This window comes from Bradyrhizobium sp. (assembly GCF_016213215.1).
In the GTDB taxonomy this organism is placed as follows: Bacteria; Pseudomonadota; Alphaproteobacteria; order Rhizobiales; family Xanthobacteraceae; genus Bradyrhizobium.
On record NZ_JACRAW010000124.1, the window covers coordinates 1 to 15,118 of the forward strand.

General features: G+C 63.3%; 17 protein-coding genes and 1 pseudogene. 10 read left to right on the plus strand and 8 right to left on the minus strand.

The annotated features are described in order from the left end of the window. From nifH to HY852_RS20875, 9 genes and pseudogenes are all read left to right on the plus strand, one after another. Positions 1-151: pseudogene (gene nifH / locus HY852_RS20835) on the plus strand (nitrogenase reductase); the annotation flags it as partial. An 83-nt stretch (positions 152-234) separates the two neighbouring features. Then, positions 235-963, plus strand: coding sequence for a nitrogen fixation protein NifQ (locus tag HY852_RS20840; protein ID WP_291606737.1), 729 nt, complete (start codon positions 235-237; stop codon positions 961-963). Positions 964-974: 11 nt separating this feature from the next. Continuing rightward, complete coding sequence (irr, locus tag HY852_RS20845; RefSeq protein ID WP_291606739.1) at positions 975-1,466, plus strand: Fur family transcriptional regulator Irr; 492 nt, start codon at positions 975-977, stop codon at positions 1,464-1,466. A 702-nt stretch (positions 1,467-2,168) separates the two neighbouring features. Continuing rightward, positions 2,169-3,350 carry a homocitrate synthase gene (gene nifV / locus HY852_RS20850; RefSeq protein WP_291606741.1) on the plus strand — a complete coding sequence of 394 codons (1,182 nt, stop codon included), beginning with the start codon at positions 2,169-2,171 and terminating at the stop codon, positions 3,348-3,350. Positions 3,351-3,388: 38 nt separating this feature from the next. Next, on the plus strand, positions 3,389-3,733 hold the full coding sequence (gene nifW / locus HY852_RS20855; RefSeq protein ID WP_291606743.1) for a nitrogenase stabilizing/protective protein NifW: 345 nt from the start codon (positions 3,389-3,391) through the stop codon (positions 3,731-3,733). 309 nt (positions 3,734-4,042) lie between these two features. After that, positions 4,043-4,885 carry an electron transfer flavoprotein subunit beta/FixA family protein gene (locus HY852_RS20860; protein WP_291606745.1) on the plus strand — a complete coding sequence of 281 codons (843 nt, stop codon included), beginning with the start codon at positions 4,043-4,045 and terminating at the stop codon, positions 4,883-4,885. Positions 4,886-4,903: 18 nt separating this feature from the next. Beyond that, positions 4,904-6,010: an electron transfer flavoprotein subunit alpha/FixB family protein gene (locus HY852_RS20865; RefSeq protein WP_291606747.1), complete on the plus strand. Its 1,107-nt coding sequence runs from the start codon at positions 4,904-4,906 to the stop codon at positions 6,008-6,010. Positions 6,011-6,026: 16 nt separating this feature from the next. Continuing rightward, complete coding sequence (locus HY852_RS20870) at positions 6,027-7,334, plus strand: FAD-dependent oxidoreductase (protein ID WP_291606749.1); 1,308 nt, start codon at positions 6,027-6,029, stop codon at positions 7,332-7,334. Positions 7,335-7,415: 81 nt separating this feature from the next. Continuing rightward, positions 7,416-7,712: a ferredoxin family protein gene (locus HY852_RS20875; protein ID WP_291606751.1), complete on the plus strand. Its 297-nt coding sequence runs from the start codon at positions 7,416-7,418 to the stop codon at positions 7,710-7,712. A gap of 126 nt (positions 7,713-7,838) precedes the next feature. Here the strand turns inward: HY852_RS20875 and HY852_RS20880 are convergent, their stop codons facing one another. From HY852_RS20880 to HY852_RS20895, 4 genes are all read right to left on the minus strand, one after another. Further along, positions 7,839-8,051 carry a PRC-barrel domain-containing protein gene (locus tag HY852_RS20880; protein WP_291606753.1) on the minus strand — a complete coding sequence of 71 codons (213 nt, stop codon included), beginning with the start codon at positions 8,049-8,051 and terminating at the stop codon, positions 7,839-7,841. A 99-nt stretch (positions 8,052-8,150) separates the two neighbouring features. Continuing rightward, positions 8,151-8,486 (minus strand): hypothetical protein, encoded by a 336-nt coding sequence (locus tag HY852_RS20885; RefSeq protein ID WP_291606756.1) that lies wholly within the window; start codon positions 8,484-8,486, stop codon positions 8,151-8,153. A 288-nt stretch (positions 8,487-8,774) separates the two neighbouring features. After that, positions 8,775-9,320 carry a carboxymuconolactone decarboxylase family protein gene (locus tag HY852_RS20890; RefSeq protein ID WP_291606758.1) on the minus strand — a complete coding sequence of 182 codons (546 nt, stop codon included), beginning with the start codon at positions 9,318-9,320 and terminating at the stop codon, positions 8,775-8,777. 6 nt (positions 9,321-9,326) lie between these two features. After that, positions 9,327-9,881, minus strand: a complete 555-nt coding sequence (locus HY852_RS20895) for a peroxiredoxin (protein WP_291606760.1) — start codon at positions 9,879-9,881, stop codon at positions 9,327-9,329. An 84-nt stretch (positions 9,882-9,965) separates the two neighbouring features. Between HY852_RS20895 and HY852_RS20900 the strand changes: the two genes are divergently transcribed. Beyond that, positions 9,966-10,205, plus strand: coding sequence for a hypothetical protein (locus HY852_RS20900; protein WP_291606762.1), 240 nt, complete (start codon positions 9,966-9,968; stop codon positions 10,203-10,205). A 27-nt stretch (positions 10,206-10,232) separates the two neighbouring features. Here the strand turns inward: HY852_RS20900 and HY852_RS20905 are convergent, their stop codons facing one another. From HY852_RS20905 to HY852_RS20920, 4 genes are all read right to left on the minus strand, one after another. Then, the gene (locus HY852_RS20905) at positions 10,233-10,835 is read right to left on the minus strand and encodes a DUF2478 domain-containing protein (RefSeq protein ID WP_291606770.1); all 603 of its coding nucleotides are present in this window, start codon (positions 10,833-10,835) and stop codon (positions 10,233-10,235) included. A 302-nt stretch (positions 10,836-11,137) separates the two neighbouring features. After that, entirely contained in the window at positions 11,138-11,692 is a 555-nt protein-coding gene (locus tag HY852_RS20910) for a cytochrome b (protein WP_291606765.1), read from the minus strand. A gap of 178 nt (positions 11,693-11,870) precedes the next feature. Continuing rightward, positions 11,871-13,118, minus strand: coding sequence for an MgtC/SapB family protein (locus tag HY852_RS20915; protein ID WP_291606767.1), 1,248 nt, complete (start codon positions 13,116-13,118; stop codon positions 11,871-11,873). 44 nt (positions 13,119-13,162) lie between these two features. Further along, complete coding sequence (locus HY852_RS20920; protein WP_291606769.1) at positions 13,163-14,215, minus strand: AI-2E family transporter; 1,053 nt, start codon at positions 14,213-14,215, stop codon at positions 13,163-13,165. Positions 14,216-15,118: the final 903 nt, after the last annotated feature.

Consider the following 15,118-nt stretch of genomic DNA (forward strand, 5'->3'; position numbering starts at 1 on the left):
CAGGATCCACAACAACGTCGGCAAGGGCGTCATCCCGACCCCGATCACCATGGAAGAGCTCGAGGACCTCCTGATGGAGCACGGCATCATGAAGGCGGTCGACGAATCCGTCGTCGGCAAGACCGCCGCCGAGCTCGCCGTAACGGCCTGATAACTATCATCGTGCCGGTCCGACGGGGCCGGCACGATGCTCGTTCGTCCAGGCCCGGATCAAACAGCCGAGGCGATCTCCTGATGGCAGCGCAAGCACTGCAAGCCGCACTGGAAGTGGTCTCGTCGCCGCTGTTTGATGGCATCCGCAGCGACGAACATGCCGGCATTGCGTTCTACCGCCTTCTGACGGGCTGCGACCCGGCACAGGCCGATATCCGCGACGACGGCGATTTCGATCGTCACGTGCTGGCTTCCATCCTCGCTGTCGCGGCCATGGCTGGCGGAAATCTCGCCGAGCAGGCCGGCCTGGCCGGGCACGAGCTGGCGGCCTTGCTCGCACGACATTTCCCGTTGATTCAGATCAATGCCTCGCCGCCGCTTTTGCGATCGAATTGCATCTGGGAGGACGAGGGGGCCATGGTGCGCGACCTTTTGCTCGCACAACGATCGACCGAGGGCGAAGTCGGCCGTTGGCTGGCTGCGATGATTGCGCGACGCGCGATGCAGCCGAACCATTTGTGGGAAGATCTCGGGCTGCGCGAGCGCGCCGAATTGTCCCGCCTGCTCACGCGGCATTTCGCTCCTCTGGCGGCGCGCAATGTCAGGAGCATGCGCTGGAAGCGCTTCTTCTATCGAATGCTGTGCGAGGACGATGGCCTCGTGATGTGCAGCACGCCCGTCTGCACGCAGTGCAGCGACTTCGACCTCTGCTTCGGCGAGGAGAGCGGCGAGAGCCGGATGGCGGAGCGTCGCCGGGAAATCTTGCTGAGCGCCGATAGCAGACAGGCCGCCGGCAGCTTGCAGGCCTGACAGGAATCGCAATGGACGCCTTGCCTGCCAATATCCTGACGGACGAACCGGCCGAGGTGCTCTCGGACGTCCGCCGGGAGTTGTCCGGCAGCGCTTCCCGGGCGAGCTGCGAGGCCTTGCTGCGTAGTGCCGGCCTGAAGCCGACACGGCAGCGGATCATGCTGGGAGATCTGCTGTTCTCCGGGGGCCATCGCCACGTGACGGCAGAGCAGCTCTACGGTGAAATCCTCGAAGCGAACATGCATCTGTCGCTGGCGACGGTGTACAACACGCTCAACCAATTTACCGAAGCCGGCCTGTTGCGACGGATCGGAGCCGATGGCAACAAATCCTTCTTTGACACCAACACCAGTGTCCATCCTCATTTCTACATAGAGGACGAGGACATCCTGATCGATATCCCCGAAGGACTGGTGTTCCAGCACGTACCGGCTGCCTTGCCCGGCTATGAACTGTCGCGCCTCGATGTGATCGTGCACCTGCGCCGCAAGCCGGGTGGGTAGGGGTGGATGACGCACGTCAGGATGATGACGTGCTCATAAACGCGCGATGTCTGAGGTAAAGCAGACATGCCGTCGTTAGATCTGGGGCGGCTGCAGATGACACATGAAACGCCCCCACTACGTGAGCGTCTTCAAGTCGGCCCGCGAACCATGCCACGTCCAGCTTATTCTCTAGCTCAAAGGTGCTCCGTAACAATTCTGGGTTTGCTTTTAGCGCCTCCAAGCTAATTGCCCTAAAAGACGCGGCATCGTCTAACCTTAGGCGTCGGACTGTAGCATCAGTGCTCATGCACAAGCTTTCTATCGAATATCTTCGTTGCCCTCCTAAAGCGCGCCGCCAGCGAAATCACAAGATTCTTGCCTCAAAGATATGACTGCTCCTGGCCCCACGGCGGACGTGCCCAATGACGGCTTCGATCTTTGTTTCCGAGGGCGAAGCGGACACCAAGGCTTCATCGGAAATCGCAGACTTATGAGTACACTTGAATTGCTGCTGTGCTCACTCAAGCCCTGCCGGGGACCAAGTTCGCGGCGGGGCTTTTCCACTCAAGCTCCAACCGCGTCGCCTTCCTGACGTTGTCGCATTTGCTACAAAGCGAGGGATGAAGAAAGCCTCCGTAATTTCAGTCTCTTGTCTTCCGCGCCGGGGCTGGCATGCGGGTTGCTCAGGATCAGGGGACACCTCTTTTACGGAGTCCGCTGATGGCGTTTGCCAGTCCAACGAGCTGGTCCGATGCGGCCAGGACAAGGCCCATCGTCCTGAACGATACGACGCTGCGTGACGGCGAGCAGGCGCCCGGCGTTGCCTTCACCACGGCGGAAAAGGTCGCGATCGCCAAGGCCTTGGCGCGCGCCGGCATCACCGAGATCGAGGCGGGCACGCCCGCCATGGGCCAGGAGGAAGTGAGCGCCATCCGCGCCATTGTCGAGGCGGACCTGCCGCTGACGACCATCGCCTGGTGCCGGATGCGCACCTCCGACGTCGACGCGGCGATCGAGGCCGGCGTTTCCATGGTCAATGTGTCGATCCCGTCTTCGGACGTTCAGATCGCGGCCAAGCTAAGCGGGGGCCGGCGCGCCGCGCTCGATCAGGTCAAGCGGGTGGTCGGCTATGCGCGCGACAGGGGGCTCGAGGTGGCCGTCGGCGGCGAAGACTCCTCGCGCGCCGATGTCGATTTTCTCATCAAGCTGATCGCAACGGCGAAGGCGGCGGGCGCGCGGCGTTTCCGCATCGCCGACACGCTCAGCGTGCTTGATCCCGATACATCCTGCGCGCTGATGGCCGCGCTGCGCGCCAGCACCGATCTTGAGCTCGAGTTCCACGGCCACGACGATCTCGGGCTCGCCACCGCGAACACGCTCGCCGCGATCAAGGCCGGCGCCAGCCACGCCTCGGTCACCGTGATTGGTCTCGGAGAGCGGGCGGGCAATGCGCCGCTCGAGGAAGTAGCGGTTGCGCTCAAGCAGCTCTATCGCCTCGACACCGGCGTGGTGCTGTCCGAGCTCGAGAACGTTGCTGCGGTCGTGGCGGCGGCTGCGGCGCGGTCGATTCCGCTCAACAAGGCGATCGTTGGCGAGCACGTCTTCACCCATGAATCCGGCATTCATGTCGACGGGCTGCTCAAGGACCAGCGCACCTACCAGGCGCTCGATCCGCGTCTGCTCGGCCGCTCCAATCGTATCGTGATCGGCAAGCATTCGGGGTTGGCGGCCATCACCTCGCTCCTGGCTGAGCTGCAATTGTCGGTGAGCGCGGAGGAAGCGAGAGCCATCCTGGCGCGGGTCCGCAAGCACGCCGTCGAGCACAAGGGGGCCGTGGCGCGCGATACCGTGATGGCGATCTGGCGCGAGGTGCGCGAGCGCTCGCTGCTCCACTGTGCGTGAGGCCTGGTGTCGAGCGCGCTCACGAGGCGGAGAACAGCATGACTGGTCAGAATGAACCCTCCATCAGCATCCTCGATCGCTTGAACGAAGCCTCCTCGGCCGAGGATTTCTTCGCGCTGCTCGGCGTCGACTACGATCCGAAGGTCGTCAACGTGGCGCGGCTGCATATCCTGCGGCGCATGGGGCAGTACCTGGCGGCAGAGGATTTTGCCGGCGCGCCGGAGGCGGCGGTGACGGAGCGCTGCCGGGCCGTGCTGGAACGGGCCTATGCCGATTTCGTCGCTTCCTCGCCCATGGACCAGCGGGTTTTCAAGGTGCTGAAGGACGCGGTCGCAAAGCCGAAGCAGTCTCCCACCCTCGTGCAGCTCGGCACGCTGAAGTGACATGGTAGCGTCGCGATCTGCTGCGGCATCGACGGTGCCCACCTCTCCCCGATGGGGAGAGGTGAATACCGGCAGGCACGTCGATTGAGCCAGGACCATTGAGGCAAGGGGCCACCGTCTCTGGCTTTCCGCGCCTGTCGCATTTCCTACGCATGTCGGAATCCGGTTGTCGGCTCTGGCGCCACGCAATCCATTGGCTTCGCCTTGGCAGGTGTAAGTCGCTGTATCAGCGATTGAATTTTGCAAAGACCCCAGTTGGTACGACACTTGCTGTCCTCCTGATGCCGAAGGCTAAGTCTGGAGAAACGCATGCACATTGTCGTCTGCATCAAGCAGGTCCCCGACTCCGCGCAGATCCGCGTTCATCCCGTGACCAACACGATCATGCGCCAGGGGGTCCCGACCATCATCAACCCCTACGATCTGTTTGCGCTGGAGGCGGCGCTGGAGCTTCGCGACAAGCTCGGCGGGGAGGTCACGGTTCTGACCATGGGTCCGGCTTCCGCCGAGGACTCTCTTCGCAAGGCGCTGACCTTCGGCGCCGATCGCGCGGTGCTGCTGACCGACCGCTTCTTTGCCGGCGCCGATACGCTGGCGACGAGCTACGCGCTCGCGACCGCGATCCGCAAGATCGGCACGGAGTTCGCCACGCCGGACATCGTGTTCACGGGAAAACAGACCATCGACGGCGACACGGCGCAGGTCGGTCCCGGCATCGCCAAGCGGCTCGGCCTGTTGCAGCTGACCTACGTGGCGAAGATCTCCAAGCTGGATCTGGAGGCCCGCACCATCGAGGCCGAGCGCCGCGCCGAGGGCGGCGTGCAGGTGCTGCAAACCAGGCTGCCGTGCCTTGTCACCATGCTGGAGGCCACCAACCAGATCAGGCGCGGCGCGATGAAGGACGCGTTGCGCGCGGCGCGGGCGCCGATCGTGAAATGGAGCGCGCAGGAGGCCGGCGTCGAGGACATCTCGAAATGCGGCCTGAGGGGTTCGCCGACCATCGTCAAGCGCGTGTTCGCGCCGTCGCCGCGCACCGAGAAAGCAACGTTCATCGAGCTCGCTGAGCAGCCGGCCGAGGCGTTGATCGAAGCGATCTTCCAGCGTCAGCCCAACCTCGAAGCCGAGCTCGCGACGCTGGCGCGCGGCTACTAGCGGTCAGGAGGGCGTCACATGGCTACTCAACCCAAAGCTCCCGCAGCCTCCGCAGGGCGCGCCGCGACCAGGAAGGAGCTGCCGGAGCACTTCAAGGCCTACAAGCACGTCTGGGTCTTCATCGAGCAGGAGCGCGGCCAGGTTCATCCCGTCTCCTGGGAATTGATGGGCGAGGGGCGCAAGCTCGCCGACAAGCTCAAGGTCGATCTTGCCGCCGTCGTGATCGGTCCCGAAGGCGAGGCCACCCAGCACGCCGCCGCGGACGCCTTCTGCTACGGCGCCGACCTCGTCTATCTCGTCGCCGACAAGGTGCTCGAAGGCTATCGCAACGAGTCCTACACCAAGGCGCTGACCGATCTCGTCAACAGCTACAAGCCCGAAATCCTGCTGCTGTGGGCGACCACGCTCGGTCGCGACCTTGCTGGATCGGTGGCGACCACGCTGCTCACCGGCCTGACGGCCGACTGCACCGAGCTCGACGTCGATGCCGACAACTCGCTCGCCGCCACGCGCCCGACCTTCGGCGGTTCGCTCCTGTGCACCATCTATACGCTCAACTTCCGGCCGCAGATGGCGACCGTGCGTCCGCGCGTCATGGCGATGCCGGAGCGCGTACCGCGTGACATCGGGCGGGTGATCACCCATCCGCTCGGCCTCGTCGAAGACGATATCGTCACCAAGATCCTCTCCTTCGTGCCCGACCGCGATTCCGCCAAATCCAATCTCGCCTATGCCGACGTGGTGGTGTCCGGCGGGCTCGGGCTGGGATCGCCGGAGAATTTCCAGCTGGTGCGCCAGCTCGCCGCCGTGCTTGGAGCCGAATACGGCTGCTCGCGTCCGCTGGTGCAGAAGGGCTGGGTCACGTCCGACCGGCAGATCGGCCAAACCGGCAAGACCATCCGGCCGAAGCTCTATATCGCCGCCGGCATTTCCGGCGCGATCCAGCACCGCGTCGGGGTCGAGGGCGCCGACCTGATCGTCGCCATCAACACCGACAAGAACGCGCCGATCTTCGACTTCGCCCATATGGGGATCGTCACCGACGCCATTCGCCTGCTGCCGGCACTGACGGCTGCGTTCCGCGCCCGTCTGTCGCCGCACACGCGCGACCGCATCGCGAGCTAGTACAAAGGAGCACGCCATGATCGACGAAAGGTTTGATGCCATCGTTGTCGGAGCCGGCATGGCCGGGAACGCCGCCGCGCTGACCATGGCCAAGCGCGGCCTGAAAGTGCTGCAGCTCGAGCGCGGCGAGTATTCCGGCTCGAAGAACGTCCAGGGCGCGATCCTCTACGCCGACATGCTGGAGAAGCTCGTTCCCGATTTTCGTGAGGATGCGCCGCTCGAGCGGCATCTGGTCGAGCAGCGCTTCTGGATGATGGACGACCGCTCGCACACCGGCTTGCATTACCGCTCGGACGATTTCAACGAGGAGAAGCCGAACCGCTACACCATCATCCGCGCGCAGTTCGACAAGTGGTTCTCGTCCAAGGTCCGCGAGGCGGGGGTCACGGTGCTGTGCGAGACCACCGTGACCGAGCTCGCGCAGGACGCCTACGGGAAAGTCATCGGCGTGCGCACCGACCGCCTCGGCGGCGAGATCCATGCCGATGTCGTCGTGCTGGCGGAGGGCGTCAATGGCGTGCTCGGCACGCGCGCAGGGCTGCGCGAGCGGCCCAAGCCAGACAAGGTCGCGCTGGCGGTCAAGGAAATGCACTTCCTGCCGCGCGAGACCATCGAGGCGCGTTTCAACCTCAAGGGCGATGAGGGCGTGGTGATCGAGGCCGTCGGTACGATCTCGGGCGGCATGACCGGCATGGGTTTCATCTACGCCAACAAGGAATGCATCTCGCTCGGCATCGGTTGTCTCGTCGCCGATTTCCAGCGCACCGGCCAGACGCCCTACGGCCTGCTCGACCGTTTCAAGCGCCATCCCTCGGTGGCGCCGCTGATCGAGGGCTCGGAGGTGAAGGAATATTCCGCCCATCTCATTCCCGAAGGCGGCTACAAGGCCATTCCGCAGCTCTTTGGCGAAGGCTGGGTCGTGGTCGGCGACGCCGCGCAGCTCAACAACGCCATCCACCGCGAGGGATCAAACCTCGCCATGACCTCGGGGCGCATCGCGGGAGAAGCGATCTTCCAGGTGAAGTCGCGCCGCGATCCGATGACGGCGGAGAACCTGGCGCTCTACAAGAAGATGCTGGACGAGTCCTTCGTGATCAAGGACCTGAAGAAGTACAAGGACATGCCGGCCCTGATGCACACCCAGTCCCAGAACTTCTTCCTTACATATCCGCAGCTCGTCTCGAAAGCGATGCAGAATTTCCTGCGCGTCGACGGCACGCCGAAGGTGGAGAAGGAGAAATCCTCGCTGCGCTCCTTTATCGAGGCGCGGTCGTGGACCGGACTGTTCGGCGACGCGTTCCGCTTCGCGCGCGCGTGGCGGTGAGAGAGGCAGTTATTTGTGCATGGTCTTGTCGGACAACCGGTGCCCACTCTTCCGGATCATGCGCAGGCGATGGAGAGGACCATGACCACCGAAGCATCCGTGCGTGTCGAGGACAAGCTGTTCTACAACCGTTATCTTGTCGATGCCGGGCGTGCGCATATCAAGGTGCGGCCGCACACCAAGCCCTCGCCGGAGCTTCTGGCGATGCTCAAGGCCTGCCCGGCGCGCTGCTACGAGCTCAACGTCAAGGGCCAGGTCGAGGTCACGGTCGACGGCTGCGTCGAATGCGGCACGTGCCGGGTGATCTGCGAGGAGAGCGGCGACATCGAGTGGAGCTATCCGCGCGGCGGCTACGGCGTGCTGTTCAAGTTCGGCTGATGACGCGGCCGTGAGGTTGGATTGAGGTGCCGCGAGCCGGGCCGGCATTGTTGCTCAGGCAGGATTTTGAGCTCGGAGGCCATCGGTCATATTGCCGGCGGCATTGTCGATTCCGGTCAGCATTCCTCAGTCGCCTTGCGCCAACTTTATGGTGGAGACAGGCCATTTGCCTTCATGGCCTCTGATCGAAATCCGCAAGCCATGGAATTCGTCGAGCCAAATACTTTCCACGGTCCCGGCCTTGCCGTCGGTCAGGATCACTGCTTTGCCAAGAAGCTCGGCCTGAGCCAGATCGAACTCGGCGAGGATTGTAGACGCGCGCGCCTTGGCGTTTGGCATGGACTGGGCTCTGCTGGCGAGACTGGCTGCCATCTCACACGAAGGTGTGCAACTCGTGGCACCTGCGCGGCAACAGCGTGTCAGCAGTTCCGAACGCTCTTAGGCCGCGACGGAGATAGCCTGTGCGTGATGCCGCTCGACGAATTCCCTGAGATGGTCGGGCACTGGCATGCCGTCCACGTCGGAGCGAATTTGAATTTCTTTGGCGATCTCGTTCGAGAGGTCCTTTGACCAGTGCTCCAATGTATTGAAAGCAAACACCCGAATGGGGTCGTTGAACTGACCAGCCATGAGCTCGACGATCACAGTCTCGAGATCGGACCGCTCGATTTCGATCTCGTGACATTCATTGCCCCGCCAGAAGCCGTCAACGACGAGGTAGACTGTCTGATCAGCGCCAAATGGGACGGCCGTAGGTGTCCAGCCGGTTCGCATATGAACCTCCAAACAACACGGAATTAAAGCGCGGCAACCCACATTGGTTCCCTGCAACGATGTCGTGGTCCAGCAAATTCCCGCGATGTTTTGCGGGCCGGTTCCGATGACTATGGGGCGCGCCGGAACGCTGAAGCCGTCTCCCGCCGCATTCCTCACCTCATCCAGGAGGCGGGTGCAGGCTCGTGGTCCGGGCCCTCGCTCATTCGTGCTCCCATCGCGCGAGCACCGTATTCTGCGAAAATGCCGCCGGTGATGCCGGCGGCATTGATTGATCGATGTGCTGATCTACTCCGCCGCCATCGACAAAGCGGGCGTGCCGGCTTCGATGGCGACCGCGACCGACTGGATGATCGCGGCAAAGCGCACGGCGGTGTGGATCGTCGTCGACGAAACGCCGGCTTCCTTGAGCGCCTTCTCATGGGCGTCGATGCAGGCGCCGCAGCCGTTGATCGCGGAAACCGCCAGCGACCACAGTTCGAAATCGGCCTTGTCGACACCGGGATTGGCGATCACGTTCATGCGCAGCCGCGCCGGCATGGTGCCGTATTCCTTGTTCGAGGCGAGGTGGACGAAGCGATAATAGACGTTGTTCATCGCCATCACCGAGGCCGCCGCCTTGGCCGCCGCACTCGCGGCCGGCGTCAGCTTGTCGGCGGCGAGCGCCTCCATCGCCACGGCCACGGTCGGGTTGCGCGATGCGACCGCTACGGCAACAAACAGCCCGTACTTGGTCTGCTGGCCCAGGCTCTCATCCGACACCATGGACGTGAGGTTGAGCCTCACGTCCTTGGCGAAGTCCGGAATCTGGTTCTTCAGTTGCTCGATCGGCATGACGGCTCAGGCCACCTTGAGCGTCGCGCCGCCGACCTCGCGGTTGCAGGGGCACAGCTCATCGGTCTGTAGCGCGTCCAGTACCCGGAGCGTGTCCTTCGGATTGCGGCCGACGTTAAGGTTGGTCGCATAGACGTGCTGGATCGTGTTATCGGGATCGACGACGAAGGTATAACGGTAAGCAACGCCGTCCGGCGAGCGCACGCCGAGACCGTCCACCAGCGTGCCCTTGGTATCGGCAAACTGCCAGATCGGCAGCTTGTGCAGATCCTTGTGGTCGCGCCGCCAGGCCAGCTTGCAGAACTCGTTATCGGTCGAGCCGCCCAGCACCACCGCGTCGCGGTCCGCGAAATCCTTCGACAGGCGGGCAAACTCGGCGATTTCGGTGGGGCAGACGAAGGTGAAGTCCTTCGGATAGAAGAAAATGATCTTCCACTTTCCTGGAAAGCTGCTTTCGGTCAGCGTCTCGAAGGCGCTCTGGCCTTTTTCTTCCTGGACCTCAAATCCGGGCTTTACGCCAACGATTTCGAACGATGGCAATTTACTTCCAATTCCGAGCATCTTGTCCTCTTTGAAATTCGATCGCACTTGCATGCGATTTGCTAGCAAGCGATATGCCATTCATTGGCATCAAGCAATTGTTGGATGCGTGACGATCCGATCTGGTTCGACGGATGGAGTCATAAGGCGCTCGCGTTGAGCACGCGGCGTACTAAGATTCTCGTGGACGGGAAAAGCAAGGATCGAGAACTGAAGCCACGCGCGAAACATTTTGCCGGGTCGGTATTTTTACTGAAGTCACCACCACCGCTCATGTGTGAAGATCGGCCTGGTCTGACGGCATCTTCGGCAATCACCAGCGAGCTGTCGACGATCTTGCCCTAAAAATTGGCGACAATGTCTTGGCGGTGATCAAGTCCTCCGATGTGACGACCGGAAAATTACGGGCGCCTCAGCTCCGGCACGCTCTTCGCGCATGCGTGCCATGCGCGAAGAGAGGTCCAGCCACCATGCCTCGATGACGCTGCGATCGCACGCCAACGTCGTGCCGATGCCGCCAGTGAAGGTCTCCCACAAATCGAAGCATTTTTCCGGGACGGCAGTCAGCAGGGGAATACCTGCGGTGATGGTCTCGGCAAACTCGCTGCGTAAGCCGCGGCCGGATGCCTCCTGTTTGGAGAATTTGTTGATGACGACGAGCGCGACGTCTTCGCGAATCGCGCGGGCGATGGCTACGGACGCCTCGGCAAGGCCGCCAGGGTCGAGCTTGCAGGACATGGCGCCGCTGCCCAGCGGCTGGCAGATGGAAACTTCCTGCCCGGTCAACAGGTCGATCGCCTGCATCCCGACCTGGCACCCGCTGCCGTCCTTTATGTTGCGCTGAACGATGCCGCCGATGCGCTCGCCCTTGCTCACCAGGCCCTGAGCGAAGTCGGCGAGCAGGGTATCGACGTCGTCCTGCGAACGATAGAGAATCGCCGCCACGCGATTGGGATCGATCGCGGTTAGATCCATGATCATGGCGTGATCCTCGACTGGTTGACGTATCGCTTCCCGTTTCCCTGCGTCGGAGCAACTCCGTGCCGCTACGGTGGCCGGCTGTTCTCGGCCTCGCCTCAATACCACTTAAGTCTATCCGAAATGGCCGGTCTACGCCACGATTCAAAACCGAGCGGCGGGATGTCGAGGATCGACGGCCGCGGGAAGCGGGCGCTCAATGGGAGCAAGCGGACGCGTTCGAAGGTGCTCGACGATTTCGCGTCCAGCATCCGAGCCTTCGACCGAGGAAGGCAAAGCCTATTCTGCGGCGCGTGTGCCTACGCCCGCGATTCCGGCAGCATCCTGAGCAGCGTGCGGTCTTTCAGGATGTAGTGGTGCACCAGTGCCGCGGCGGCGTGTAGCACGACCAGGATCAGGAGGACGTTCACCAGTACCTCGTGCACTTCCCCCATGTTGTGCGCGAAGGTGCGGTCGGCCACCCAAGGGGAGGCGATCTCGAACAGCCCGAAGATCGACAAGGCCTTGCCGCGGGCGAACAGCGCCACGATGCCGAGCGCGGGAATGGCAAAGAGCAGCGCATATATAATGTAGTGGACGGCCTGTGAGGCCCATTCGGTCCACTGGCCGAGCGTCGATTCTTCCGGCGCCGGCGGCGGATCGGCGAAGCGCCAACACAGGCGCGCGACGGCGAAGGCGATAATCGACAATCCGAGCGTCACGTGGGCGAAGATGGCTGCGTCGCGGGGCGGGCCCTTCGGAAACGCGTCGCTGAACTCGCCGGTGAGCCATGAAACGACGATCAGCGCCAGGACCAGCCAGTGCAGCGCCATGGCGACGGCGCCATAATGTTGAGACGAGTTGCGTATCTGCATGATCAAGCTCCTGCGCGAGACTCTAGGTGCGCCGTGCGCTCGACAGCGTTGACGCAAGTCAATATGGACGAATTGTAACGCGCGGCCTTGCGCGGAGACGATGCTCGATCAACGAATCGAAAGGTGCGATGGCGATCCGATCGAGTTTGATCAAGCACTGTTGATGGGCGGAGATCAGTCAAAACAATCCATGGCCGAGCCATACGCCGGCCCAGGCCGCCGCGACGACCAGGACGAGCCCCGGAATCAACCGCCAGGCAAATTGCGATCCGCCGCTTGCGACGGCCGCGATGATCTTGCTGACGGTGTTGGTCGATACAGCCGCCAGGATGGGGATCACGGTGTCGGCAGCGCTCATCTTGCCTGACGCCGCGAGCGCGGCGATAGCGATCGCCGGTGAATGGGTGTCGGCAAGGCCGGCGGCCGCCGCGCCGATGACGACGCCGATGTCTCCGAACGTATCGCGCAAGACGGCGGAAACGAACATGACGGCCGCTATCGTCACGGCAAGCGTCAGCGCGGCGGGCACGCTGAAGGCGCGTCCCGGCTTCAACTCGGCAGCTTTGGCCTGCCGTGCCGCGCGAATTGTGAAGATCGCGCCGTAAAGCGCGGCGGCAACGCCTGCGCACAGCAGCGGCCATAACATAGCGTGCAACACCGGCAGGCTGGTGGCGCCGATCAGCAGCGTGAGCTGGATGATCGTCGCGACCGTCGACAGCACGGCGCCTGCCGTGGCTGCTCCAAGCAGTTCGGGAGCCTTGCGGCTCTGCGCCCCCATCGCGGCGATGGTCGCAATGCTCGACACGAAGCCGGAAGCAAACCCGGCGACCGGAAGCCCGGCGCTGGGGCCGAGCAGGCGGATGGAAACATGTCCGACGGCTCCGATCAGCATGACGAGAATGACAATCGTCCAGATCGTGCGTGGATTGAGCACGTCGTAGGGCCCGATCGCCTCGTTTGGAAGCAACGGCAGGACGACCAGCGTGGCGCTGGCGAAGATCAGGCCGTCCCTGACTTCGTCCTCGCTGAGCACCGAGCGGACAAAGTTGTGCAGCGGCGTGCGCGCGGCGAGCAGAACGGCGAGCGTAACCGCGATGCCGGCTGCCAACGTAGGCTGCTCCATGGCAAGGCCGCCGAGCAGGACCGTGAGCACGAGCGCAACTTCGGTCGTCAGTCCGACGTCCTCGCTGGTGGATCGCCAATAGGCGACTGCGCTGAGGACGAAGACGCCTCCAACGACGACCGCCAGCAAGGGCGCGCCGCCCAGGATGAAGCTGATGGCGCCGGCGAGCGAACTTGCCGCGAAGGTGCGCAGGCCCGCGACGAGGCGCGTCAATCCTTCGTTCTTGCGGCGCTCGCGTTCGAGCCCGATCAAAAGACCGATGCCGAGCGCCACGCCGATCCTCAAGACCACGGAATCAATCATCGGTAACAACCCTCGCGGTGAGGCAATGGTGGGCGAGGCAGGGTTCAGGCAGCATCGGCAGCTTCCGCCGATCTGGCACGCCAGATATCCACCAGTGTCAGGGTGATTGTGACGAGGAGGGGACCGAGCACGATTCCGGTGGTGCCGAGCGCGAACAGTCCGCCGACCACGGCAATGAACGACAGCATCGTATGCATCCCAAGCTTGTTGCCGACCAGCATCGGATAGATGACGTTGTCGACGAGCCCGATCACGACGGTACCCCAGACCGCCAGCACCACGGCCGACTGGTAGCTTCCGGTCAGGGCCAGGAAGGCCGCCGTCGGAGCCCAGATCACGAACGCGCCGAGGAAGGGCACGATGGCGAGGATCGCCATCAGCACGCCCCAGAACACGGGAGCAGGCAGGCCCAGCCACCAGAACATCACCCCGCCGAGGCTGCCCTGGAGCGCGGCCACCGACAGCGTGCCGATCACGGTCGCGAAGATCGTGTTGGTCACGCGCTCGGCAACGCGCGAGAATTCGGCATCCGACAATGGCGACCGCAGTCGCACGGCGTTCTTGATCGTCTCCCGGTCGCGCAGCAGGTAGAACAGGAAGAAGAAGGTCAACAGCAGGTTCAGGACACCGGTGAACGACGCGCGGACGATCGAGCCGCTCCAGTTGGTAAAGGTAGTGGTCAAGCCTTGCATCACCTCGCGCAGATTGATCCGGTCCTCGATCCATTGCAGCGCCTGGGCAATCCAGGCATGCGCGCTCAGCGCCTCCTTCAAGTTCTCCTTCTCGAGCATCGGCCCAATCACCGCGGCGCTGCGCACCGCCTCGGTGAGAAGCGTCCCGATGACGAGAATGGTCGGAACGACCGCGATACCGGCGGTGAGGGTGACCGTGGCGGCCGCCGCCAGACCGGGCGACCTGACCCGTCTCCTGATCGCCTCGTTGAGCGGCCCAAACAGCACGGCAAGCGTCAGGGACCAGACGATTGCGGCCAGAAACGGCCAGGCCACCAGCGCGCAGAGAACCGCGCCGGCCGCGATGGCCGATATCAGGACCGCCGACGACAAGCTCCGTTTCGTGATGCGGGGCAACTCAAGCATGGTTCGCTCCGGCGGCGTTCAGTGGACCGGATATCATCGATGCGTGTCGAAACAATCAACATGGATCGGGCCGGCCGAACGACGTTGATTTGCGTCAAGCGCAAGTCGGATGCAGTCGCGCGATCGGGATTCAACTCTAGCCCGCCCCATCCCACTGTCACCGCGTTCCACTGTCGCGCCCCCCCACATCGGTCCCCGTCGTTGCCCGCGAAAGCGGCGCTCCACGATCCCAGAAACGCCAATGACTGACCCAACGGATAACGCCGCCTGCATCGGCCATGGCAGCGGAGCAAGACGCTCGGACCTGCCCGACGTCGGGCAAATCACCCCAAAACCCGTCAAGCCCCCGCGGCAAAAATATTTCTCTTTTACCGAATTCGGATTTGGCGTATAGATCGCCCGTCCCGCCCGGTGCGAGGGGCGTACGCGTCGTCACGAAACGCGGGCCGGGATGCGGTGGACGCGGCAGCGTCGGCGCGCAAGGTGTGAGCCACAGGGCGGTTTTCCGTGAGTGGTTTGCGGCGCGCAAGACGAACGGCGCCAATGCGTACGGCAAAACCGTGTGGTCCTGGCTGCCTTTGCTGCAGTCAAGCTTCCCGCGGAGGCGCTTTTAGCCCAACCGGGCGTGAGGCGTCGTCAATTCGCGGGGCGACGGTGACAAGAAGGAATTCGTCGCCGGGGAGAGCACGGCATAAGCCGTAAAGCCACTGCGCAGGGAAGGCCGGGTGTCGTCGGCTGTACCTGTATGCTCGTGTGCGCCTTCTTTGCGCAGACTGCACACGAGACCGCGGGTGCAGCGGGCACCCGGTCTTCCCTGCGCCCTCTGTTCGAAGAGGGTGAGGAGATCAGGCAAAACTCGGACGCAATGCGCCGCGAGAAGGCGAATTCGTGCCTCATGCGTCA

What these genes read in the sequence shown, in the direction of transcription:
- nifW (WP_291606743.1), top strand. Translation starts at nt 3,389, where the DNA reads ATGACTGGTCAGAATGAACCCTCCATCAGCATCCTCGATCGCTTGAAC.
- HY852_RS20840 (WP_291606737.1), top strand. Translation starts at nt 235, where the DNA reads ATGGCAGCGCAAGCACTGCAAGCCGCACTGGAAGTGGTCTCGTCGCCG.
- HY852_RS20910 (WP_291606765.1), bottom strand. Translation starts at nt 11,692, where the DNA reads ATGCAGATACGCAACTCGTCTCAACATTATGGCGCCGTCGCCATGGCG.
- HY852_RS20870 (WP_291606749.1), top strand. Translation starts at nt 6,027, where the DNA reads ATGATCGACGAAAGGTTTGATGCCATCGTTGTCGGAGCCGGCATGGCC.
- HY852_RS20890 (WP_291606758.1), bottom strand. Translation starts at nt 9,320, where the DNA reads ATGCCGATCGAGCAACTGAAGAACCAGATTCCGGACTTCGCCAAGGAC.
- HY852_RS20860 (WP_291606745.1), top strand. Translation starts at nt 4,043, where the DNA reads ATGCACATTGTCGTCTGCATCAAGCAGGTCCCCGACTCCGCGCAGATC.
- HY852_RS20915 (WP_291606767.1), bottom strand. Translation starts at nt 13,118, where the DNA reads ATGATTGATTCCGTGGTCTTGAGGATCGGCGTGGCGCTCGGCATCGGT.
- HY852_RS20905 (WP_291606770.1), bottom strand. Translation starts at nt 10,835, where the DNA reads ATGGATCTAACCGCGATCGATCCCAATCGCGTGGCGGCGATTCTCTAT.
- irr (WP_291606739.1), top strand. Translation starts at nt 975, where the DNA reads ATGGACGCCTTGCCTGCCAATATCCTGACGGACGAACCGGCCGAGGTG.
- HY852_RS20885 (WP_291606756.1), bottom strand. Translation starts at nt 8,486, where the DNA reads ATGCGAACCGGCTGGACACCTACGGCCGTCCCATTTGGCGCTGATCAG.
- HY852_RS20920 (WP_291606769.1), bottom strand. Translation starts at nt 14,215, where the DNA reads ATGCTTGAGTTGCCCCGCATCACGAAACGGAGCTTGTCGTCGGCGGTC.
- HY852_RS20875 (WP_291606751.1), top strand. Translation starts at nt 7,416, where the DNA reads ATGACCACCGAAGCATCCGTGCGTGTCGAGGACAAGCTGTTCTACAAC.
- HY852_RS20880 (WP_291606753.1), bottom strand. Translation starts at nt 8,051, where the DNA reads ATGCCAAACGCCAAGGCGCGCGCGTCTACAATCCTCGCCGAGTTCGAT.
- nifV (WP_291606741.1), top strand. Translation starts at nt 2,169, where the DNA reads ATGGCGTTTGCCAGTCCAACGAGCTGGTCCGATGCGGCCAGGACAAGG.
- HY852_RS20900 (WP_291606762.1), top strand. Translation starts at nt 9,966, where the DNA reads ATGCGTGACGATCCGATCTGGTTCGACGGATGGAGTCATAAGGCGCTC.
- HY852_RS20895 (WP_291606760.1), bottom strand. Translation starts at nt 9,881, where the DNA reads ATGCTCGGAATTGGAAGTAAATTGCCATCGTTCGAAATCGTTGGCGTA.
- HY852_RS20865 (WP_291606747.1), top strand. Translation starts at nt 4,904, where the DNA reads ATGGCTACTCAACCCAAAGCTCCCGCAGCCTCCGCAGGGCGCGCCGCG.